Here is a 20435-nt window from a genome sequence, read left to right on the forward strand (position 1 = left end):
TAAAGCAATAAGTTTTTTGAAAATTTAGTTATAATCTATGGAAATTTTTTCAGAAAAACAAAAAAGAGCTTATGGTGGGAGTATATTTGAAATGATTATGCAAGAAAAAAAGGGGGATAATCTAAGCGAAGTTGCTCTTGAAGCAAAAAAGAGAACGGAAAAGAAGAAATTTAGTTTTGACCGGGAAGTTTTTGTTATTTCGCTGAGATAAAGTATATTGCTATTGCATCATAAGAAAAGAATTTGTATGTTCAAATAGAGATTCATGGAAAGAATAAAACAAAGCAAATAAAAAAACTAGACAATAAGTGCTTGTCTAGTTCCACCACTCTGTCAATGGTCCTTTGTCGCCATAAACAGGATCTGTTGTAGGAATAGGTACTTGTGCAATTTCATCAAATACGTGAGGGCGATCAGTTTGTTTTCCTGTTCGTAAATTGTACTCCATGCCCTCTGGATAAGCTCCAACCACTTTAAAATCAGCAGTTGACTGCAGACGCATATGCCCTGTACCTGCAGGAAGTACGAGCACATCACCAGCATGCACCACGATATTTTCCCCCATATGTCCACCTAGTTTTAAACGTGCAGATCCCCTAATTACACCTAGTGCTTCATGAGAATTGCTGTGGTAATGGTGAAAATCATATATGCCGCCTACCCAGCTATTTTTCCAGTCGTGAGAATTAAAAATGCTCTCCACTTTCTCTTTCTTACTAATAAATACGTGTTCATACAACAAAACTGGAAGACGAGGGTGATTTGGAATGGTTCCGTCGTCATCAAAATAAAGAACTTTTACATTTGCATAATTCATAAGCATCCCTCTAACAATCTTTTTTTCGTAATTTTCCCTGTTTTTTGCTGGCGTAAACAGAGAAGTTTGCTCGAAGTACTTCATTTGTTGCGAAGTGCATGATATGTAGGTTTTAACGTTTTCCTAAAAGAAGTCTCCCACTTCAAGCGTAGCTATGTGGTGGGCAGTTCCCTTTAGTATCTTTTCTTCATATTGTATATAAGTAAAGGGTCTAGTGCAAGAATTCTATGGATATATAGCTGTTAATTCTTATTTTGTAAATGAATAATGTATATTAATATAATTTTTAGAAGGTGATCTGTTCGTGGAGTAAAAGAATCAAATAATAGAAAAAGTTAGGATTTTAGTTCTTTTTATAATTAAAAAGAGATTTTCAGAAGATTAATTCGGAATTTTACGAATAATTTATTATTTTTAGAAAAGTAATGTAAACATTTTTGTGTATTGAGTAATAGTAATGAATGTTATATACTGATAAAAAATATATTCCTATATGTGACTGGCGCAACATGGATGACCATGGGGGAGCATATAGCGTATAAGCCGCGCGCCTGGGCAAACACTTGAGAAAATTTCGCAAGTGTTTTTTTTATTTTCCTAGGGAAGAGGAGTAGATTTGGATGAGCAATATGCAAAGGAAGATGGGAACATTTGCTTTAACCATGACAGGCATAGGTTCGATTATCGGTTCAGGATGGCTGTTTGGAGCATGGAAAGCAGCTCAAATTGCGGGACCCGCGGCTATTTTTTCATGGGTTATTGGAATGGTGGTTATTTTGACCATTGCTCTATCATATGCTGAACTGGGCGCGATGTTTCCACAAGCAGGGGGGATGGTCAAATATCCTCAGTATTCACACGGATCATTTATTGGTTTTTTGGCTGCTTGGGCTAACTGGATTTCAATCGCTTCAACGATAACAGTGGAGGCTATTGCATCTGTGCAATATATGAGTACTTGGCCGTGGAAATGGGCTCGCTGGACTCATGAATTAGTAGACAATGGCATTTTAACGTCCAAGGGCTTGGCAGTTGCGTCTTTGTTATTATTCGTTTACTTTTTTGTGAACTATTGGACGGTAAATCTCTTTGCTAAAGCAAACTCATTTATTACGATTGTTAAATTAATTATTCCTGGTTTAACGGCAGGGGCTTTATTTTTTGCTGGTTTTCATAGTGGAAACTTTTCAAGTGAGCATGGGGTAGCACCTTACGGATGGGCCAGTGTTTTAACGGCAGTGGCAACATCAGGTATTGTGTTTGCATTTAATGGGTTTCAAAGTCCTGTAAATATGGCAGGAGAAGCGAAATCACCTAATAAATCGATTCCGATAGCTGTAATTGGTTCAATCTTTATTGCAGGAATTGTATACATTATATTGCAAATTGTCTTTATCGGAGCAGTAAGTCCGTCATCAATTGCTGATGGATGGAATCATTTGAATTTTAACTCTCCTTTTGCTGATTTAGCGATTGCGCTTGGAATTAACTGGCTAACAATTGTGTTATACGCAGACGCATTTGTTTCTCCTTCCGGCACAGGTGCTACATATACGGCAACTACTTCTAGAATGTTATACGGGATGCAGCAAAATGGATACTTGCCAAAGATATTTGGTACTCTTCATCCACTTTACAATGTCCCGCGCCCAGCTATGTGGCTAAATTTAGCAGCGTGCTTCTTGTTTCTCTTTTTATTTAGAGGATGGGGTGTCTTAGCAGAAGTGATCTCAGTAGCGACGCTTATCTCTTATATTATGGGTCCTGTAGCGCTTATAACATTAAGAAAAACGGCTTCACACTTTTACCGTCCATTTTATTTAAAAGGGGCATCAGTTATTGCGCCATGCGGCTTCGTTTTTGCTTCCTTGACGCTTTACTGGGCAAGGTGGCCACTTACAGGTGAAGTGATCTTTATTATGGCAATTGGCCTGCCTGTTTATTTTTATTACCAAGCGAAAAATAAATGGGTGGGCTTTAAAAAAGAATTTTTAACCGGGGCTTGGATGCTTATCTATTTAGCGTGCATGATTTTTATTTCCTACATAGGAAGCGAAAAATTCGGAGGAAAAAATATTTTGCCTTTCGGATGGGATATGCTAGTGATTGCTTGCGTATCATTAGCTTTTTATTACTGGGGAATTAAAAGCGGCAAATCTAACCGATATATGAAAGAAGCTGAACAAATCAATCAAGAAAATTTTAAATCTAAATAAAAAAACACGAGCCCGTGCTCGTGTTTTTTTATTTAGGTGAGTAGAGAATTTAGACTTATTTTTTATCAAAATATTGTAAAAAATATAGATTTTAAGGTTTAAGTATTTATACAGAGGGAACCTTTATTTGGGATAAAGTTCTAAAAAAACAAAATAAAGGGGATTAGGCAGCTGTGAAAAAAATGAATGTTTTGGCTTTGGCTTTTGTACTTATGCTAGTATTAGCGGCTTGCAACAGTTCTAAGGAAACGGGAGGATCCACTTCGGCTAAAAATAAGGCGATTGAAGCATCCATTGACAGCGCATCTTATATTTTAGTAGATAGTGATGAAGGAGCTACAAGTGAAGAAAAAGGGCTGTTGAAAGTTGATTTAAAAGTGAAAAATGTATCCAAAAACAGTATATCTTTATCGGATTATGACGGTGTGTATTTATACGAAGGAGATGAACAGCTGTCTCCAAAAACGGGAGTGAACAGTCGTGAGCTTGGACTAGAAAGCAGTGCATCTGACAAGATTGGCGCTGGAAAGCAAAAAAATTTAACGTTTGTCTTTGAAGTCAAAAAAGATAAAAAGTACAAAATTGGGCTTCAGCCAAAATCATCTGATTATGATGAAGAAATTGACGAAGTGACATTAACACTGGATACGAAAAAGTACGCGAAAAGCTATAATAAGCTGCAAGAGCCAGAAAAAGCTCTGCAAGCTTACACAGAAGTCCTTTACTTAAACAAAGAAAACGTAGACTATGATAATTATGTAACAGCAGATAAAACAGCTGTCATAGAAGAACAGAAAAAAGCGTTTAATGAGGAATTAAAAGGTGCGTTTTCTAACAGTTTAACCGACAAAGCAAAAAAAGATTTTTTTAACATGTATAAAGATGTTTTAAAAGAAAAAGCAAGTGTGAAAACAAATGTGATTGCGAATGCAAATAATAAAGCCGTAGTAGAAGTGGAGTACACTACTCTTGATTTATCAGACTTATATTCATACGTATCGCAGCTTAAGCGAGCATACACAGATGAAACGAAAGATTACGATACACAACACTCTGAAGAGTTTGCGGCTTCTAAATTCAAAGATATTGTAAATGAATTAGAAACGAAAGAAGGAAGTCGTCCCCTACGAATTTTTATGGTGAAAGAAGATGGGAAATGGACTGTAAAGTCAAGTGACCTATACAGTGATTCTTTAGGTAAAACGTTTGGATCAAGCTATATTCGATAGACAAAAAAGAGAAGAATTTTTCTTCTCTTTTTTGTTTTCTGTAAATAAATCAACGAGTTTTTTGTAAAGCTAAATTTATCAAAATATGCTAGTATAGGTTCATTCATTCTTTTATTCTTATTATGATAGGCATCAATGGAGGTTCTTACTAATGAAAGCAAATTATTGTAAAGATACAAAGGCCGTTCGAACGAGCCGCATTTTTCCTAATGATATTAATAATCACAATACGTTATTTGGCGGAAAGTTAATGAGTGATATTGATATGATTGCGTCCATTTCAGCTTATCGTCACAGTCGTACAGAGTGTGTGACAGCTTCAGCAGACTCTATTCATTTTCTGCACCCTATTACGCCTCAGGATTCTGTATGTTTGGAGTCATACGTATCATGGACAGGTCGTTCATCCATGGAAGTGTTTGTGAAAGTGATTAAAGAAAATTTAAAAACCGGGGAGCGTCAAATTGCAGCTACATCATTTTTAACTTTTGTGGCAATGGATGATGATGGAAAGCCCCGCGCAGTACCGGAGCTTATTCCAGAAACAGAAGAAGAAAAATACCTATTTCAAACGGGGGCAGATCGCGCTGCCACGCGTAAACAAGTGCGTAAAAAAAGCAATGAACTAGCCTCGGTATTGGATTTAGGACAACCTTGGTAGCATAAAAGAGAGGCCGAGACAAAAGTATTTTAGCTCAAATGAAAAACGAACTATTAATCAAAATGTTTGATTAGCGGTTCGTTTTTTTTTGTTATGGTGAACGTAGGTTTCATCTGTTTCGTTTCTTCTAGCAGTTGATTGGAGGGCAAGACGAAGACTCCCGGGGGGAAAAGCGGAAGCGACGAGGAGGCTCAGCGACCACCTGCGGAAAGCAAAGTCTTGCACAGAAATCAACTGCGGCGTCACAAGTGGTTCGGCTTATGTATCCCATTTGTTCGTCTTTAGATTGGATTCATTTAGTTATGTCTTAACCTCTCTTTTATATTTGATGAATCTCCTCTCCTGAACGAGAGGAGGAAATAAAATTATATGAAATTTATTTTCGTTCATGGTAATATGAATTTAATATAATTTTCTAAAAAGTTTAAAAAGTACAATATTTATGAAGAAAGGTGTCGTGTCTAATGGTAACAGTAGAAGCAGCAGAAAGACAAAACAGCAGCACTGCCCTGCGCCGTGATGTAAAGTTTCTCGGTCAATTGTTAGGGAAAGTTCTGGTTCACCAAGGTGGAGAAGAACTGCTCAGCAAAGTAGAAAAAATACGCGAAGTAGCAAAATCACTTAGAGAAAACAAAGATGAAGTTATCTATAAAGAAATAAAAAATGAAATCGTTACTCTTGAACAGCCGATGCGCGAGCAGGTTATTCGGGCGTTTGCAGTTTATTTTCATTTAGTTAATATTGCAGAGCAAAATCATCGAATTCGTCGTAGACGCGAATATCAGCAGCAAGAAGATTCTATTATGCAGCCGGGCTCATTGGAAAGTGCCGTTGTTTCGCTTAAAAATAATGGCGTGGCGCCAGACGTAATTGCTAACTTGCTTCAAACTCTATCTCTAGAGCTCATCATCACTGCTCATCCAACAGAAGCCACTAGACGAAGTGTCCTTGATATTCATAAACGAATGGCTGAGCTTCTGAAAAACTTGGATAATCCAACGTTAACAAAACGTGAACGTACGGAAATTGAAGAAAGACTGTTTAGCGAAGTATTAATTTTATGGCAAACAAATGAACTGCGAGATCGCAAGCCGACTGTGATGGATGAAGTATCCAATGGATTATATTATTTTGATGAAACGTTATTTGAAGTGCTTCCTCAACTTCATCAGGAGTTAGAAAATTCATTGCAGGAGAATTACCCTGAAGAAAATTGGAAGGTGCCTAATATTCTTCGATTTGGTTCATGGATTGGCGGAGACCGAGATGGAAATCCAAACGTAACTCCTAAAGTAACGTGGCAAACGCTTGTCAAACAAAGGAAGTTAGCTATTCGTAAATATAAAGAGTCGCTTACTCAATTGAGACAAAGGTTAAGTCAGTCTACAAAAAGAGTCGCAGTTTCAGATAATCTTCTTGATTCTATTAATCAAGAAATATCGCTGCTGCCTGAGAAAAAGCGATGGAGAATCAAACACGAAGTATATCGCTGCAAGCTTACGATTATGCTTCATAAATTAAATTTAGTTGGAGAATCGGAAGCAGGCTATCAAAGGTCGGAAGAACTTCTACATGATTTATTTCTAATCAAAGATAGCTTGCAAAAGCACCAGCCTCAGGATTATCAGTTAAAAAGCTTATGTAAATTAATTCGCCAAGTTGAGCTGTTTGGTTTTCATTTAGCAACGCTTGATATCCGTAATCACAGCGGGGAACATGAAGCGGCAATCAAAGAAATTTTCCATGCTGTTTCTTTAGCTGAAGATTATTCAGCGTTAACGGAAGAGAAAAAAGTTGAGCTGCTAGGGAAAGTTCTTCAAGACCCAAGACCTGTGATATCATTTGTAGAGAATTACTCTAAAGAAACGCAGCAAGTAATTGAAGTATTTAATATGATACATCGAGCACATAAAGAATTTGGAGAAAGATCTATTGAAGTCTACTTAATCAGTATGACGCAGTCTGCAAGTGATTTATTAGAAGTCATGGTACTCGCCAAAGAAGCGGGTATTTATCGCCTTCATGCAGATGGCCGCATTGAAAGTAAGTTAAATATAGCTCCGCTGCTTGAAACGATTGATGATCTCACAGCAGGTCCTAAAATCATGGAACAGCTATTTCAATTAGATTTTTATCGAGAGCACTTAAGGAAACAGCAGGATTTGCAGGAAATTATGCTTGGCTACTCAGATGGAAGTAAAGACGGAGGAACGCTTACTGCTAATTGGAAGCTCTATAAAGCGCAGCAGGAAATTCACGATATGGCGAGGAAGTATCAAGTTCGTCTGAAGTTTTTCCATGGCCGAGGCGGCTCACTAGGCCGAGGAGGTGGGCCGTTAAACCGAAGCATTTTATCTCAGCCTGTTGAGACGCTAGGAGACGGCGTCAAAATTACAGAGCAAGGAGAAGTTCTTTCTTCTAGATACTCTTTATATGACATTGCTTACCGAAGCCTTGAACAAGCGGTTTCAGCTCTTCTTACAGCGGCAGCAAATGTTTCTCAAGAAGCTGAACAATGTGATATTCGTACACATGAATGGGAAGAAACAATGGACGAGATTTCAACTGCTTCTTTACGTAAGTATCAAGAGCTTGTTTTCAAAGATCCAGACTTTTTAACGTACTTTAAACAAGCTACACCTCTTCCTGAGCTGGGGGCTTTAAATATTGGGTCACGTCCAATGAGTCGAAAAGGAAGTGATCGCTTTGAAGACTTGCGAGCAATTCCGTGGGTATTCGCATGGACGCAAAGCAGACAGCTGCTTCCAGCCTGGTACGCTGCAGGTACAGGCTTACAGCATTTAGTAGAGAAATCCGGAGATATACAGCTTCTTCAGCAAATGTATAAAGAATGGCCATTCTTCCGCTCGACCGTCGATAATCTGCAAATGGCCTTAACAAAAGCAGATTTAATGGCAGCAAAAGAATACACGGAAATGGTACAAGATCCGGTTATTTCAGAGCGGATTTTTACCGCCATTAAAAAAGAGTATAATCTCACAAAAGAAATGATTCTTCAAATCACAGGTCAAAAAGAATTAATGGATCATCTTCCAACGATTAAAGAATCTATTAAATTACGAAATCCGTATGTGGACCCTCTAACGTTCTTACAAGTTAAGGTCATTTCCAAGCTGCGTGAAGATGAGGCTGGAACGTTAAATGAAGAACTTTTAAAAGAAGCGTTATTAACGATTAATGGCATTGCAGCAGGGTTACGTAACACAGGCTGATGATACTAAAAGACACCTCAACAAAATAAAAGAGGTGTCTTTTGTTTATTCTTCTCACATAAAGAACTGCCTGTCAGTTCCCTCTCTTTTAAAGAGAACTTCCGCTTGCGAAATAGGCATTGAGAAAAATCAATGATAGAATAGAAAAGGAATGGAAATATTCTACAAATGGGTGCGGGTGACGGGATAACTAGATTGAATATGGAGGACGAGGACAATGGTAAAAAATTCGCAAATCTTCATTGAAGCTGACTCCGAGAATTCTATATTTATTGGACTGGAATTTTGTGAGTATACACAAAAAATGAATCCTACTTGTTTGTCCAAACAGCATATAAATGTGTTTATTCATCCAGAAGAACTCACTGTGGAATTTAAGAAAACAAAAAGTGATAGAACTATCGACGATTTTCATCTGATGCATATCGTTCCGGTTCATTGCTTTAATTATTTATTATGTTCGATTTCGCAAGGTATTGTTACAGATGTTCAGCTGAAAGCGGTCGGTCATCAGGGAGAAACGTTGTTTGAAGAAAATCTTACATTGAAGTTTCATGAAAAAGCGACGGATTATGAAGAAACCCTCTCATTTTTCAAACATTTAAATCAAGAAATACAAAAGCAGACGAAAAAATATACAGCCAGTTATATGAGCTCATAATAAAGCAAGCTGCGGTTTTAAAAACCGCAGCTTTTATTCGTTTAACCGAAAAAATTATGTTAGAGATGCTTACAAAGCAAGAGATTTTTCAGTGGGAAATTGATAAAGTAAAACTAAGAGAAATCAGTGGACAGAAAAGCTTTTATCGGCTGGCCGCTCTTTATTCAATATATAAGGGTTAGATTTTAAGATTAAAAAAATAGCGATGAATACGTATTGTCATTGTAGATGAAGTGCTAAGGTCGCTCTATCTGCAATCATGTAGAATCTTCGCGCGCTTATAGTCTGTTTTACGGAACGAAAAAGCTGCGGAATTAGAAGCACTCCTTCTATTTCTGCGGTTTTTTTTATAAACAAGAAATAAATTTACTTATTGTACGGAGGCGATGCAGATGATTAAAGATTTAGTATTGGCTAAGGAATGGCTGCCTGCAGCTTATTCACATGATTTAACAGATCAGCCCTTGCAAGTAACGATTTTAGAAGAGCGAGTTGTGCTTTTTCGCACAACTAATGCCATTAAAGCATTTAAAGATTTGTGCATCCACCGCGGTGCAGCGTTATCTCTTGGAAAAGTGGTAGATGATTGCATTGTATGCCCTTATCACGGATGGAAATACGATGATGCCGGGGCTTGTGTGAAAATTCCTCAACAGCCGCCGGGAAGAGCTATTCCTTCAAAAGCAAAAGCACAGGTATATGCCTGCGTTGAAAAGTACGGGATTATATGGGTGAAGATGAACAGCGAGGCAGGTGATACTCCTCTTCCCTTTTATGATGAACATCTTAACTCCGGATTCAAAACGGTTTGCGCCAACCCTCATACTCTGCAGGCAGCAGCTCCTCGTGTCGTAGAAAACTTCCTAGATGTAAGCCATTTGGCTTTTGTTCACGAAGGAAGCCTTGGACACTCTGACTACGCTGAAATTCCTGATTATAAGGTGCATTGGAAAGATAACCGATACGTTTCTGATGAAATCGCTGTGTACGCAGATGCAGATGGTACGGGTAACTTTGCAACTATTTATTATACCTTTGAAATTCTTCGTCCTACCGTTGCAAGGTTGAAAAAAGTGAACTACGAAACGGGTGAAATCTTTTCAATGCTGTTTGCGGTTTTACCTGAAGAGGAAAGGAAGTCCACGGTGTTTGCGCTGGTTTCTAGAAACTATTCGTTTGATGCACCTGATCAATATTTCCGCGATTTTCAGCAGCTTATTATTGAACAAGATACCAGTATTGTGGAAAGTCAAAAACCAGAAGAGCTGCCGCTTGACTTACAAGCAGAGCTTCATTTGAATCCGGACCGACTGAGTATTGCGTATAGAAGATGGCTCGGCGATTTAGGAGTAACCTTTGGAAGTGACATAGGATCAGGATTAAAAAAAGCTGCTCAATAAAAAAAGAAGAAAGGAGTCTCCTTTCTTTTTTTATGTATGCTCACGGATAAGCTGCTGATAGCTATTAAAAAGGGTAGGGTATGTTAATCGGCTTAAGATGACGCAGGAAAGCGTAGCAGACGCTAGAATAGTAAAAACGATAAGCAGCTGGAATTTGACAGCTTGTATCGGATCTGCCCCTCCAATAATCTGGCCTGTCATCATACCCGGAAGCTGAACGAGTCCAATTGTTTTTTGACTTTCTACAGTAGGAATCATGCTAGCTTTGATTGCGGCATTTAAAATACTATGAATAGCTTGTTGAGGAGTGCCGCCAAGCGCCAGAATCAATTGAATTTCGTCTCGTCTTCTATTTACTTCAGCATCTAACCGATTTAAAAATAAATTGGCCAAAATCATCGAATTTCCAATAATCATACCACTGACAGGAATGATATATCGCGGAGTAGCAGGGATAATATGTAGTCCGAGCATAATGCTTTGGGTCAGGATTTCTACAATAAAAAGAGTGACAAATACACGAAAGAAAGCTTTAAATCCCTGCTTTTTTTTCTTTACAACATTTTGGGAAGCGACCGTCAGCATAACGAATAAAATGAGAATCATAAAAGCAGGGTGATTCGCGTCAAGAATAAAAGATAAAACATATCCTATCACTAACAGCTGAACGGCTGCTCGAATACTGGCAATGATAATATCTTTTTCGAGTCCTATCCGAAAAGATTTTGATAAAAAAAGAGCAATAAAAACAAAAATGATTGTAAAAATCAGTGAAAGTGAACTCATAGAAAGGCTCCTTCAATAAATTGTTTTGTTTCAGCTTTTACAGGAGCATGAAAAAAGGTCTCCGTCTTCGCTTTTTCTACAATCACTCCGTTCATTAAAAGCCAGACTTCCTCTCCTAAACGTTTCGCTTGATCTAAATTATGGGTAACCCAAATAATCGTTTTATTCTGCTCTTTATGTAAATGAGAAATAAGCTGCTCAATTTCATGAGCAGAAGTGGCATCCAAAGCGGAAGTGATTTCGTCTAAAAGTAAAAGGTCAGATCCGTTCGACAGCGTGCGGGCTAATGATAACCTTTGTCTTTGACCACCGGATAAATCTCTTGCATCCTGCTCTAACAAGTCAGGGGAAAGACCGGTTAAGGCACAGAGTTCTTCAGGCATAATATCCTGCTTGCCATGCAGTTTTTGAACAAGCATCATATTATCACGCACTGTTCCATCAATAACAGGAGCTGATTGAAAAGCAATGCCCACTTTTTTTCGTAAATCAGAAATATTCCATTTGCTAATGTCTTTTCCATATACTTCAATGCTTCCTTCATCAGGTGCGGAAAGTAAATTGCACATGGAAAGAAGGGTGCTTTTTCCGGATCCTGATGGTCCTACCATCATGACGAGCGAGCCTTGCATCACTGTACCCGATATGCCTTTTAAAACACTATGTTCTTTATCCTTAAATGTTTTATGAACGTCTGTAAATGTGATAGCAGGTATTGAATTGAACGTGTTCATAGTAACTCCTTTTTCATTCGTTTTGTTTATTGTAGCATAAGCGAAAGTATAAAAAGTTATTGGATGATATAAAAAAAGCTGTGAAAAATCACAGCTTTTAAACAGTTGTATTCACTTTTTGGCTGGCTTTTAAGGCATAATCTAAATCTTCAAGAAGGTCGTCGATTGCTTCTGTTCCAACCGATAAACGAATGAGTTCTGGCGTCACACCCGAAGCTTTTTGTTCGTCTTTAGATAGCTGTTGATGAGTGGTGCTTGCCGGGTGAATAATGAGTGATTTAGAGTCGCCGATATTGGCTAAATGAGAAAATAACTGAACCGAATTAATTAACTTAGCCGCAGCGTTTTTTCCTCCCCTTACACCAAAGGTTAAAATTGCTCCTTGCCCTTTAGGCAAGTATTTTTGTGCCAAAGAATAGGAAGGGTGGGAAGGAAGCCCCGCATAATTTACCCATTCTACTAATTCATGCTGCTCTAAAAATTTCGCTACCTTTAATGCGTTTTCGCTGTGACGCTCTAATCGCAGATGGAGTGTTTCTACCCCTTGAAGGAGTAAAAAGGAATTAAAAGGTGATAAAGCAGCTCCAATATCTCGTAAAAGCTGAACGCGCGCTTTTGTAATATAAGCAGCTTCACCGGCAGCTTCTGTGTATACAAGGCCATGGTAACTTGGATCTGGAGTTGTTAAGTCTGGAAATTTCCCGCTCGCTTCCCAATCAAATTTTCCACTGTCTACGATAACACCCCCAATTGCTGTTCCATGCCCTCCAAGAAACTTAGTAGCAGAATGAACGACAATATCTGCTCCGAAATCGATGGGACGAAGAAGGTAAGGGCTTGGAACCGTATTATCAATAATAAGAGGAATTCCATGTTCATGGGCAATGTCTGCAACTGCTTCGATGTCTAGCACATTTCCCTGCGGGTTTCCAACGGATTCAGCATAAATTGCCTTTGTTTTGGAAGTGATTGCACTTCTAAAATTTTCTGGATTATCGGCGTTTACAAATTTGACGGTAATGCCCAGTTTAGGAAGCGTAGACGAAAAGAGGTTGTATGTTCCCCCATATAAACTGCTTGCTGATACAATTTCATCTCCTGCGGAAGCGATATTCAAAATGGAAAAGGTAGTAGCTGACTGACCCGAAGCTACTCCTAGAGCACCTACCCCGCCTTCTAACTCAGCAATTCGCTGTTCAAAAACGTCCGTAGTAGGGTTTACAATTCGAGTGTAGATGTAGCCTTGTTCACTTAAATTAAATAAAGATGCAGCGTGCTCCGTATCTTTAAAACCAAATGAGCTTGTTTGATAAATAGGTACCGCACGCGAAAAAGTAGCCGGGTCAAGCTGTTGGCCAGAATGGATGGCTTGTGTTTCAGGACGAAATGGTTTCTTAGCAGACATTGAAACTCCTCCTTAAATATAAAACTTACAAAAAACATAGGAATAATAAACTTTAATCATAATATACGAATTATATTGAACGATGTCAAATTATAATTAGAATATTTAGAAAATATAAATAAAATTAATACTGTAATTCAGCATTAAGACATCTCTTTAATTTCTAAAAATACCATAAAAAATATAAAATGTAATAAAAATGTAAATTTATTTGTATAATTATGTTAGAATATTAGGTGTTTGAGGGTTTTATTACGAGTCCGGTTGTACAGTTTAAGAAAATGAAAAGCAGCCCGGTCATCTGGGGACCTCTTTTTCTTATCCTCATCTTAACAGCTGCAACAACGATTCTAGCCGTCTATACCCCTCAGGGACAAGAAGCGCTGCAACAGCAAAAAGAAGCTGGCATTGAAGTGAATTCAACATTTAGTATGATTGGCGGAGCGATTGGAGGAGTTATTGCAGTAGTTGCTACACTGGCATTCACAAGTTTGATTCTGTTTTTAATTGCAAAGTTAGGGACTGGAAAAACAACTTACCGCCAAATGTTTAGTTTGAATTTGTTTGTTACGTTCATCACAGCAATCGGTCAGCTAATTAATACGGGAGTAGCTGCACTAGCCCATACTTCAGCTAATGTGACTTCGTTAAATGGAATGGCTGGTGCTAAAGGTGCTATGGGAGGAGTATTTACTTCCATTGAAATCTTTTCTATCTGGGGACTTATTCTGACAGCAGTAGGACTACAAAAAGTGGCAAATGTATCAAAAGCTGCTTCTATTATTACAGTGATTATTTTATTCATCTTAGGAGCCGCTATTTCAGGAGTTGGAGGAGCTGCTTCAGAAGCGCTTAAAGGAGCAGGGTTGTAAATGAAAAAAGGAATAATTATTACAGCTGTAGCAGTTGTTATTGTTGCGGTTATTGGGATTAACGTATATCGTGCACAAAGTGTAAGTGGGAAAGCAGTCAATGTTCACGTAGCAAATATAAAGGAAAAAAAGTTAAGAAATACAGTTATGGTTCCGGGTACGTTAAAGCTTGCTGATGAACAATATGTCTATTTTGATGCTGAAAAAGGCGAGGTTGAACGATTTCACGTAACAGAAGGCTCTCGTGTACAGCAGGGCACCTCTCTTGTAACATACGAGAGCGATGCGCTTGATTTAGAGCAAGAACAAAACAATCTAGAAAAAAAATCCAGTCAGCTGCAAATTGACTCAGTAAGTAAACAGCTTTCTAATTTAAATAAAAAACAAAAAGAATTGGAAAAAGAAATGAGTAAGCAAGAAGCGAGAGATCAAATCGATACAGAGCGTACGCAGCTCAATCTCGATTTAGAAACGGCTAAAATTGATTTAGAACGAAACAAACTAGAAGCCAAATCAATTGCTAAAAAAGAACGTAATTTAGACGTAGCGAGTGATATTAATGGGACGGTGCTAGAAGTAGATAAAGAAGCGGTTAATAACACAAGTGACGTTCAAAAACCGCTTATACATATTGGTAATACCGATGAATACTTAGCTACTGGCGTGCTGTCTGAGTATGATGCATTAAAAATTAAAACCGGTCAAGCTGTTAAAATTACATCAGATGTGCTGCCTGATAAAGAATGGGCAGGGAGCGTCAAACAAATTGACTATCTACCTCAGCAGCAGGCATCAGCAGAAGCGGGCAATGATGCGGCTAATCAATATCCAATTGAAGTAAAAGTAGATGACCAGGATATCACGATGATTAAGCCGGGATTTAAGCTGCTGCTTGAAATTGAAACAAGCAGTAAAAAAGCTTCATCTTTGCCGATAAAAGCAGTTGTAAATGAAGACGGAGAAAAATATGTATATGTAGTGAAAGATAAAAAGGCGGTTCGTAAGGAAGTAAAGATTGGAGAAACAACAAATAAATTTATTGAAATCAAAAGCGGCGTATCTTCTAAAGACAAAGTCATTACAAATCCTACAAAGAACTTAACTGACGGTGCGGAAGTGACTGTTCAATGATTGAGCTTGTGAATATTCATAAAAGTTATCATCTTGGCAAAGAGGAAGTGCCAATTTTAAAAGATATTAATTTGAAGATTTATGACGGTGAATTTGTTGCGATTATGGGACCTTCTGGCTCAGGTAAATCAACGCTAATGAACATTATCGGATGTTTAGACCGTGCGTCTTCAGGGTCCTATTTATTAAATGAACAAGAAATCTCTACTTATAGTGATGAGCAGCTTGCAAAAGTAAGGAATATTCATATCGGTTTTGTTTTTCAGCAATTTCAGCTGTTGCCGCGTTTAACAGCGGTAGAAAACGTAGAGCTTCCAATGGTATACGCCGGTGTAACGCGTAAGGAAAGACGAGCCAGAGCAGAAGCTGCGCTTGAAAAAGTAGGGCTGAGTGAGCGGATGAAACATTTACCGAGCGAGTTATCAGGAGGGCAAAAGCAGCGTGTTGCTATTGCTCGTTCTATTGTTAATAATCCGACGCTTATTTTAGCGGATGAACCGACAGGAGCTCTAGATACAAAAACAAGTGCTGATATTATGGAACAATTTTCTAAACTTAATGCAGATGGCACAACAGTGGTAGTCATTACCCATGAACCTGAAGTGGCAGAATACACATCGCGTACAGTTATCGTTCGTGACGGTAAAGTGCTAAGTCATAGCGATAAGGAGAAAGATAGCTTATGAGTTTGATAGAAAATATTCGTATGGCTCTCTCTTCGGTTCTTGCTCATAAAATGCGCTCTATTTTGACGATGCTTGGTATTATCATTGGCGTAGCGGCTGTTATTATCGTTGTAGCCATTGGTCAAGGCGGAGAACAAATGATTAAGTCGGAAATAACAGGAGCAAGCAATACAGTTGATGTATACTATCAGCCTCCTGAAGACGAGATGCAAGCTGATGACCTTTCAATGACGGGTGAGCCCATCTTTACAGAGGATGATATTAAAGCTCTTTCGACTATTCCCGGAGTGAAGAATGTGGTGGCTTCTAGCTCAATGGGAATGGGGATAAGATATAGAGACAAGGAATCTGATACGACTGTTAATGCTATTAACGAAGGATATATTGAAGTTAATCAGCTGGAAGTTTCAAAAGGAAGAATGTTAGACAGCTCTGACTTTTTATCAGGTAATCGAGTAGGTGTTATCACAAGCGATATGAAAAAAGAGCTATTTGATAAGAAAGAAGCTCTTGGGCAAGTAGTATGGGTTCAAGGACAGCCTATCAAAATTATTGGTGTCACAAAAAAGGCAACGGGCTTTTTAGCATTTGAAATACCGACCATTTATATTCCGAATAATACGTATAAATCAAGCTTCGGTAAGCTCGATTACACCAACCTTAGTGTTCAAGCAAAAAGCTCTGATCAACTAAAAAAAGTAGGCAATGACGCAACGGATTTGTTAAATAATTTGCATGATGCGGAAGATGCTTACCAAGTGCAGAACTTAGAAGAAATAGCAGATAGCATTGGAAATGTAACGCGAATTATGACAACGATTATTGGATCGATTGCAGGCATTTCCCTGCTTGTTGGCGGGATTGGCGTTATGAACATTATGCTGGTTTCTGTAACGGAACGTACAAGAGAAATTGGTATTCGTAAAGCGTTGGGAGCATCTAAAAGACAAATTCTAACTCAGTTTTTGATTGAATCCATTACCCTCACGTTAATTGGTGGTTTGCTTGGAATTGGCCTCGGCGCGGGCGGTGCAGCTCTTGTTTCGTTATTTGCTGGCTGGCCGTCATTAATTTCGTGGCAAGTAGTACTTGGAGGAGTGTTGTTTTCCATGACGATTGGCATTGTATTCGGCATGCTTCCTGCAAACAAAGCGGCAAAGCTAGATCCAATCGAAGCATTAAGATATGAATAAAGACATGCGTTCGCATGTCTTTATTTCAATTTAACGAGAACCAAGAAGATTTCTCGTTTTTCTTATTTATTACTTACTAGGACTGATGCGGGCTACGTTAATAATATCATGTATTTTTTCTACCAAATCGAGCATGAGAAATCCGTTTCCTTCAGAGCTTTTTCGATATCCTAGAGGAAGCGTCCTTTTTACAAGTTGAGCATAGATTTCAGCTTCAATTAAAGACCGGCCAAATTCCTTCTCACATAAGTTAATCAATAGAGCTAAAGCTCCAGCCACGTGGGGAGTTGCCATTGAAGTTCCTGAAAGAGTAGCATATTTACCTTCTAAAAAAGTAGAGATGATGTTAACTCCGGGTGCGACTAAGTCTACTTCTTCATTGACATTGGTAAAAGGAGCTAAACTTAAGCTGCTGTCTACAGCTCCTACTTGAATGACTTCGTTATAACTTCCCGGATATGAATATTCAAAGGTTTCTTCACGGTCATCACCTTCATTTCCAGCTGCAACAACAACAGAAACGTCTTTATTCACAGCGTTTTGAACAGCTTCATGAAGTTCTGGAACGTCCTGTGGTCCGCCGAGTGACATGGAAATAACTCGTGCTTGTTCATTGTTAGGGCCCCGCCATTCGACGGCGTAGTTAATAGCGTCAATAATCCATTCGTAATTTCCGGATCCTTCACTGGTAAGTACTTTTAAGCTGAGAATTTTTGCTTTGGGTGCCACTCCTACTACCCCTTCATTGTTGAGCGCAGCAGCAATGGTACCAGACACGTGAGTACCGTGCCCATTATTATCTTCAAATACAGAAGAATCTCCGTTATGATCCGAAGTGAAGTTTCTTCCTCCGATAATACAATCTTTTAAGTCAGGATGATTTGTGTCAACACCAGTGTCGATAACTGCAATTACAATGCCTTCTCCTTGATTGCTTTGTTCCCAAATAGCAGGTGCTTGAATTAAGCTTACTCCTTTAGGCGTTTCGTTTGTTGAGTCGATAATCGACTCAATTGTATAAGGAATTAATTTGACTTGTAACGGTTGTTGAGTCATAGTCATCCTCCTTAAAATGAATTCCATAAAAATGGAAGTTACTTAATTATAAATTCCCAACTATTGCTATAAATTAAACGCTTTTCATGCGAATCCTTTCTTTTTGAATAAAAAGACTCACAAAAGATGTGAGAAGAGGAAAAAAGACCCTAAAGACAAGCCCGATAGAGATTTTTAATGTTATCTGTGTATTCACTTTTAATGTTTATCTCACACTATAGAAGAAAGAAACTCCAAGAAAAATCACATAGGACTGGTGACTTTTGATATAATTACGAACGGTATGACATTCTCAAAATACATGATATTTATAAATATACATCAATTTGCAAATTACGAAGGGGCTGAGGATAGTGTCAACTTTAACGTCTCAATCCGTCATTAAATGCGGAAAGTATGAACTTAATTATGCAGACCGTACGCTTATTATGGGGATTTTAAACGTAAACCCGGATTCATTTTCAGATGGCGGAAAATACTACGATGTAGATAAAGCGGTTGCTCATGCTGAGGAAATGGTGAAGCAAGGAGCAGACATCATTGATATCGGGGGAGAATCAACTCGTCCTGGTTATACAAGAATTAGCGATGAAGAAGAGATTAAACGGATTGTGCCTGTTATTTCTGAAGTGGCTAAGCGCGTAGAGGTGCCGATTTCTGTAGATACATACAAGTCGGAAGTGGCCAAGCATGCGCTAAAAGCAGGAGCACATATTATTAACGATATATGGGGCGCAAAGGCTGATCCCAAAATGGCTCAAGTTGCAGCTGACTATAATGTTCCTATTATTTTAATGCATAACCGTCATGAGCCCAATTATACAAATCTGATTACAGATATGATAAGTGATTTGGAAGAAAGCATATCAATTGCAAAAGCTGCAGGAGTTCGAGATGATCAAATTATTTTAGATCCAGGCATTGGCTTTGGAAAAACGGCTGCGCATAATGTAGAAGCGATTCAGCATCTAGATCAGCTGACAAAGATGGGCTATCCTGTCCTGCTTGCTACTTCTCGTAAAGGATTTATTGGGCAAATAGTCGATGCTCCTCCTACGGAAAGAATGGAAGGAACTGCAGCTACTGTATATGCAGGGATTGCACAAGGCGTTCAAATGGTTCGAGTTCATGACGTATTAGAAATCAAGCGCTTTGTAAAGATGGCAGATGTACTGGTAGGAAAACATTTATTTAAGTTTTAATAATCATTTAAGCAGACGCGTAAGCGCTGCTTTTTTATTTTCCTTGATTTCTCCAGATTGAATACATGCCTTTAGATAAATTTAAGTAATATGAAGTTTGTAAAAATGGAGGGTGAAAATGAGAGCGGTAACGTATTAAGGGCCTAATCAGGTAAAAGCAGCAGAAGTAGAAGATGCGAAGTTAGAGAAGAAAGATGACATTGTCATTAAAATAACGTCAACGGCTATTTGTGGTTCTGATCTGCATTTATATCAAGGAAGCATGCCATTGCCTCACGGTTATATTATTGGTCATGAACCAATGGGGATTGTGGAAGAAGTAGGACCGGATGTTACAAAAGTAAAAAAAGAGATCGCGTTATTATTCCGTTTTACGTAGCATGCGGACAGTGTGCGTACTGTAAGGATGATTTAACGAGCCAATGTGATAATTCTAATCCATATTACGATTCTGGCGGCTATTTTGGTTATACTGAAAAGTTTGGAAATCATCCAGGAGGTCAAGCCAAATATTTAAAAGTGCCATTTGGAAATTTTACACCATTTGTCATTCCGGTTATGCCGAAATTGTATGATCAAATTGTAAAAGGAGAATTCGATCCAAAAGAAATTATTACTCATAAAGTCGCTTTAGAAGACGCAGCTGATGCCTACAAAATCTTTAATGATCATCAAGATAACTGCATTAAAGTCATTTTAAAACCTTAAAATGCCATTTCTATTAGGTGAAGATTCCTGAGCAGTGAAGCTCGGGAATTTTTTATGTATGTAAAGTGGTGGAGGAAAATAATGCACGATTGGATGGTTGATTTTACATAATTTAGCTTTATGATAGAAAGAGAAGATATAACGCTTTCATATTCTGATTAAATCGTGCTGCTTAAAATGAAATAAATAACATCATGGTATTCAGTCTTATTCAATCACCGAAATATGGAGGAGAGAATGAATGAAATTAGCATTGCTTCTTGTCATTATTATCGGCGTTGCTGCCCTTGCAGGTACGATCAGTGCTGCAAAGAAAGTAGATGAAGATTACGGAAAATCTAAAAAGAAAAGTATAGTGAATTTATCTATTATTTACGGAGTCGTATTCATAGGATCAATCGTAGGAGTAGCGTGGTATATTGCAGTGAGACCATAAATAAAACGA

Annotated in this window: 17 protein-coding genes, 1 pseudogene and 1 riboswitch; of the genes and pseudogenes, 13 read left to right on the forward strand and 5 right to left on the reverse strand. The window is 38.3% G+C overall.

Going from position 1 to position 20435, the window contains the following annotated elements; translation table 11 throughout:
• Positions 1 to 316: 316 nt before the first annotated feature.
• The gene (locus MKY06_RS04150; protein ID WP_029324820.1) at positions 317 to 817 is read right to left on the reverse strand and encodes a cupin domain-containing protein; all 501 of its coding nucleotides are present in this window, start codon (positions 815 to 817) and stop codon (positions 317 to 319) included.
• Positions 818 to 1302: 485 nt separating this feature from the next.
• Positions 1303 to 1381: riboswitch (ZMP/ZTP riboswitch) on the forward strand.
• 56 nt (positions 1382 to 1437) lie between these two features.
• On the opposite strand from MKY06_RS04150, the gene MKY06_RS04155 reads away from it, so the two are divergent.
• From MKY06_RS04155 to MKY06_RS04180, 6 genes are all read left to right on the forward strand, one after another.
• Complete coding sequence (locus MKY06_RS04155; protein WP_013055516.1) at positions 1438 to 3033, forward strand: APC family permease; 1596 nt, start codon at positions 1438 to 1440, stop codon at positions 3031 to 3033.
• 182 nt (positions 3034 to 3215) lie between these two features.
• Entirely contained in the window at positions 3216 to 4262 is a 1047-nt protein-coding gene (locus tag MKY06_RS04160; RefSeq protein ID WP_289920543.1) for a DUF5105 domain-containing protein, read from the forward strand.
• 151 nt (positions 4263 to 4413) lie between these two features.
• Positions 4414 to 4923, forward strand: coding sequence for an acyl-CoA thioesterase (locus MKY06_RS04165; protein WP_013055518.1), 510 nt, complete (start codon positions 4414 to 4416; stop codon positions 4921 to 4923).
• Between the two features lie 464 nt (positions 4924 to 5387).
• Positions 5388 to 8156 (forward strand): phosphoenolpyruvate carboxylase, encoded by a 2769-nt coding sequence (gene ppc / locus MKY06_RS04170; protein ID WP_013055519.1) that lies wholly within the window; start codon positions 5388 to 5390, stop codon positions 8154 to 8156.
• A 217-nt stretch (positions 8157 to 8373) separates the two neighbouring features.
• On the forward strand, positions 8374 to 8817 hold the full coding sequence (locus tag MKY06_RS04175) for a hypothetical protein (protein ID WP_013055520.1): 444 nt from the start codon (positions 8374 to 8376) through the stop codon (positions 8815 to 8817).
• A 392-nt stretch (positions 8818 to 9209) separates the two neighbouring features.
• Positions 9210 to 10217 carry an aromatic ring-hydroxylating dioxygenase subunit alpha gene (locus MKY06_RS04180; protein WP_064471328.1) on the forward strand — a complete coding sequence of 336 codons (1008 nt, stop codon included), beginning with the start codon at positions 9210 to 9212 and terminating at the stop codon, positions 10215 to 10217.
• Positions 10218 to 10247: 30 nt separating this feature from the next.
• Here MKY06_RS04180 and MKY06_RS04185 read toward each other — a convergent pair whose 3' ends face one another.
• The 3 genes from MKY06_RS04185 to MKY06_RS04195 all read right to left on the reverse strand — a co-directional run bounded on the left by MKY06_RS04185 (position 10248) and on the right by MKY06_RS04195 (position 13142).
• The gene (locus MKY06_RS04185; protein ID WP_289911490.1) at positions 10248 to 11003 is read right to left on the reverse strand and encodes an ABC transporter permease; all 756 of its coding nucleotides are present in this window, start codon (positions 11001 to 11003) and stop codon (positions 10248 to 10250) included.
• Entirely contained in the window at positions 11000 to 11737 is a 738-nt protein-coding gene (locus MKY06_RS04190) for an ABC transporter ATP-binding protein (protein WP_029324823.1), read from the reverse strand. Before MKY06_RS04190 ends, MKY06_RS04185 begins: the two co-directional genes overlap by 4 nt.
• Before the next feature lie 97 nt (positions 11738 to 11834).
• Positions 11835 to 13142 (reverse strand): homocysteine synthase, encoded by a 1308-nt coding sequence (locus MKY06_RS04195; RefSeq protein ID WP_289911495.1) that lies wholly within the window; start codon positions 13140 to 13142, stop codon positions 11835 to 11837.
• 236 nt (positions 13143 to 13378) lie between these two features.
• Between MKY06_RS04195 and MKY06_RS04200 the strand changes: the two genes are divergently transcribed.
• The 4 genes from MKY06_RS04200 to MKY06_RS04215 are packed head-to-tail and all read left to right on the forward strand — an operon-like array spanning position 13379 to position 17024.
• Entirely contained in the window at positions 13379 to 14014 is a 636-nt protein-coding gene (locus MKY06_RS04200) for a YIP1 family protein (RefSeq protein ID WP_289911497.1), read from the forward strand.
• Positions 14015 to 15145 (forward strand): efflux RND transporter periplasmic adaptor subunit, encoded by a 1131-nt coding sequence (locus MKY06_RS04205; RefSeq protein ID WP_013055526.1) that lies wholly within the window; start codon positions 14015 to 14017, stop codon positions 15143 to 15145.
• Positions 15142 to 15831, forward strand: a complete 690-nt coding sequence (locus MKY06_RS04210) for an ABC transporter ATP-binding protein (protein ID WP_098980046.1) — start codon at positions 15142 to 15144, stop codon at positions 15829 to 15831. Before MKY06_RS04205 ends, MKY06_RS04210 begins: the two co-directional genes overlap by 4 nt.
• Positions 15828 to 17024, forward strand: a complete 1197-nt coding sequence (locus tag MKY06_RS04215) for an ABC transporter permease (protein WP_016763129.1) — start codon at positions 15828 to 15830, stop codon at positions 17022 to 17024. Before MKY06_RS04210 ends, MKY06_RS04215 begins: the two co-directional genes overlap by 4 nt.
• Before the next feature lie 69 nt (positions 17025 to 17093).
• Here MKY06_RS04215 and MKY06_RS04220 read toward each other — a convergent pair whose 3' ends face one another.
• Entirely contained in the window at positions 17094 to 18086 is a 993-nt protein-coding gene (locus tag MKY06_RS04220; RefSeq protein WP_176550157.1) for a S8 family peptidase, read from the reverse strand.
• Positions 18087 to 18433: 347 nt separating this feature from the next.
• Here MKY06_RS04220 and folP point away from each other — a divergent pair, with 347 nt between their 5' ends.
• The 3 genes and pseudogenes from folP to MKY06_RS04235 all read left to right on the forward strand — a co-directional run bounded on the left by folP (position 18434) and on the right by MKY06_RS04235 (position 20426).
• Positions 18434 to 19282 carry a dihydropteroate synthase gene (folP, locus tag MKY06_RS04225; RefSeq protein WP_078081492.1) on the forward strand — a complete coding sequence of 283 codons (849 nt, stop codon included), beginning with the start codon at positions 18434 to 18436 and terminating at the stop codon, positions 19280 to 19282.
• 118 nt (positions 19283 to 19400) lie between these two features.
• Positions 19401 to 19861 (forward strand): annotated as a pseudogene (locus MKY06_RS04230) (alcohol dehydrogenase catalytic domain-containing protein); the annotation flags it as partial.
• A 370-nt stretch (positions 19862 to 20231) separates the two neighbouring features.
• Entirely contained in the window at positions 20232 to 20426 is a 195-nt protein-coding gene (locus MKY06_RS04235; protein WP_013055532.1) for a hypothetical protein, read from the forward strand.
• The last annotated feature ends 9 nt before the right edge of the window (positions 20427 to 20435 follow it).

Origin of the sequence: Priestia sp. FSL P4-0332, assembly GCF_038005845.1 — a bacterium.
In the GTDB taxonomy this organism is placed as follows: Bacteria; Bacillota; Bacilli; order Bacillales; family Bacillaceae_H; genus Priestia.

Excerpts from the sequence above, each read along its gene's own strand:
- MKY06_RS04155 (WP_013055516.1), top strand. The coding sequence starts at position 1,438 with ATGAGCAATATGCAAAGGAAGATGGGAACATTTGCTTTAACCATGACA.
- MKY06_RS04195 (WP_289911495.1), bottom strand. The coding sequence starts at position 13,142 with ATGTCTGCTAAGAAACCATTTCGTCCTGAAACACAAGCCATCCATTCT.
- MKY06_RS04205 (WP_013055526.1), top strand. The coding sequence starts at position 14,015 with ATGAAAAAAGGAATAATTATTACAGCTGTAGCAGTTGTTATTGTTGCG.
- MKY06_RS04190 (WP_029324823.1), bottom strand. The coding sequence starts at position 11,737 with ATGAACACGTTCAATTCAATACCTGCTATCACATTTACAGACGTTCAT.
- MKY06_RS04215 (WP_016763129.1), top strand. The coding sequence starts at position 15,828 with ATGAGTTTGATAGAAAATATTCGTATGGCTCTCTCTTCGGTTCTTGCT.
- MKY06_RS04220 (WP_176550157.1), bottom strand. The coding sequence starts at position 18,086 with ATGACTATGACTCAACAACCGTTACAAGTCAAATTAATTCCTTATACA.
- MKY06_RS04210 (WP_098980046.1), top strand. The coding sequence starts at position 15,142 with ATGATTGAGCTTGTGAATATTCATAAAAGTTATCATCTTGGCAAAGAG.
- MKY06_RS04180 (WP_064471328.1), top strand. The coding sequence starts at position 9,210 with ATGATTAAAGATTTAGTATTGGCTAAGGAATGGCTGCCTGCAGCTTAT.
- MKY06_RS04175 (WP_013055520.1), top strand. The coding sequence starts at position 8,374 with ATGGTAAAAAATTCGCAAATCTTCATTGAAGCTGACTCCGAGAATTCT.
- MKY06_RS04150 (WP_029324820.1), bottom strand. The coding sequence starts at position 817 with ATGAATTATGCAAATGTAAAAGTTCTTTATTTTGATGACGACGGAACC.
- MKY06_RS04185 (WP_289911490.1), bottom strand. The coding sequence starts at position 11,003 with ATGAGTTCACTTTCACTGATTTTTACAATCATTTTTGTTTTTATTGCT.
- MKY06_RS04160 (WP_289920543.1), top strand. The coding sequence starts at position 3,216 with ATGAATGTTTTGGCTTTGGCTTTTGTACTTATGCTAGTATTAGCGGCT.
- MKY06_RS04165 (WP_013055518.1), top strand. The coding sequence starts at position 4,414 with ATGAAAGCAAATTATTGTAAAGATACAAAGGCCGTTCGAACGAGCCGC.
- ppc (WP_013055519.1), top strand. The coding sequence starts at position 5,388 with ATGGTAACAGTAGAAGCAGCAGAAAGACAAAACAGCAGCACTGCCCTG.
- MKY06_RS04235 (WP_013055532.1), top strand. The coding sequence starts at position 20,232 with ATGAAATTAGCATTGCTTCTTGTCATTATTATCGGCGTTGCTGCCCTT.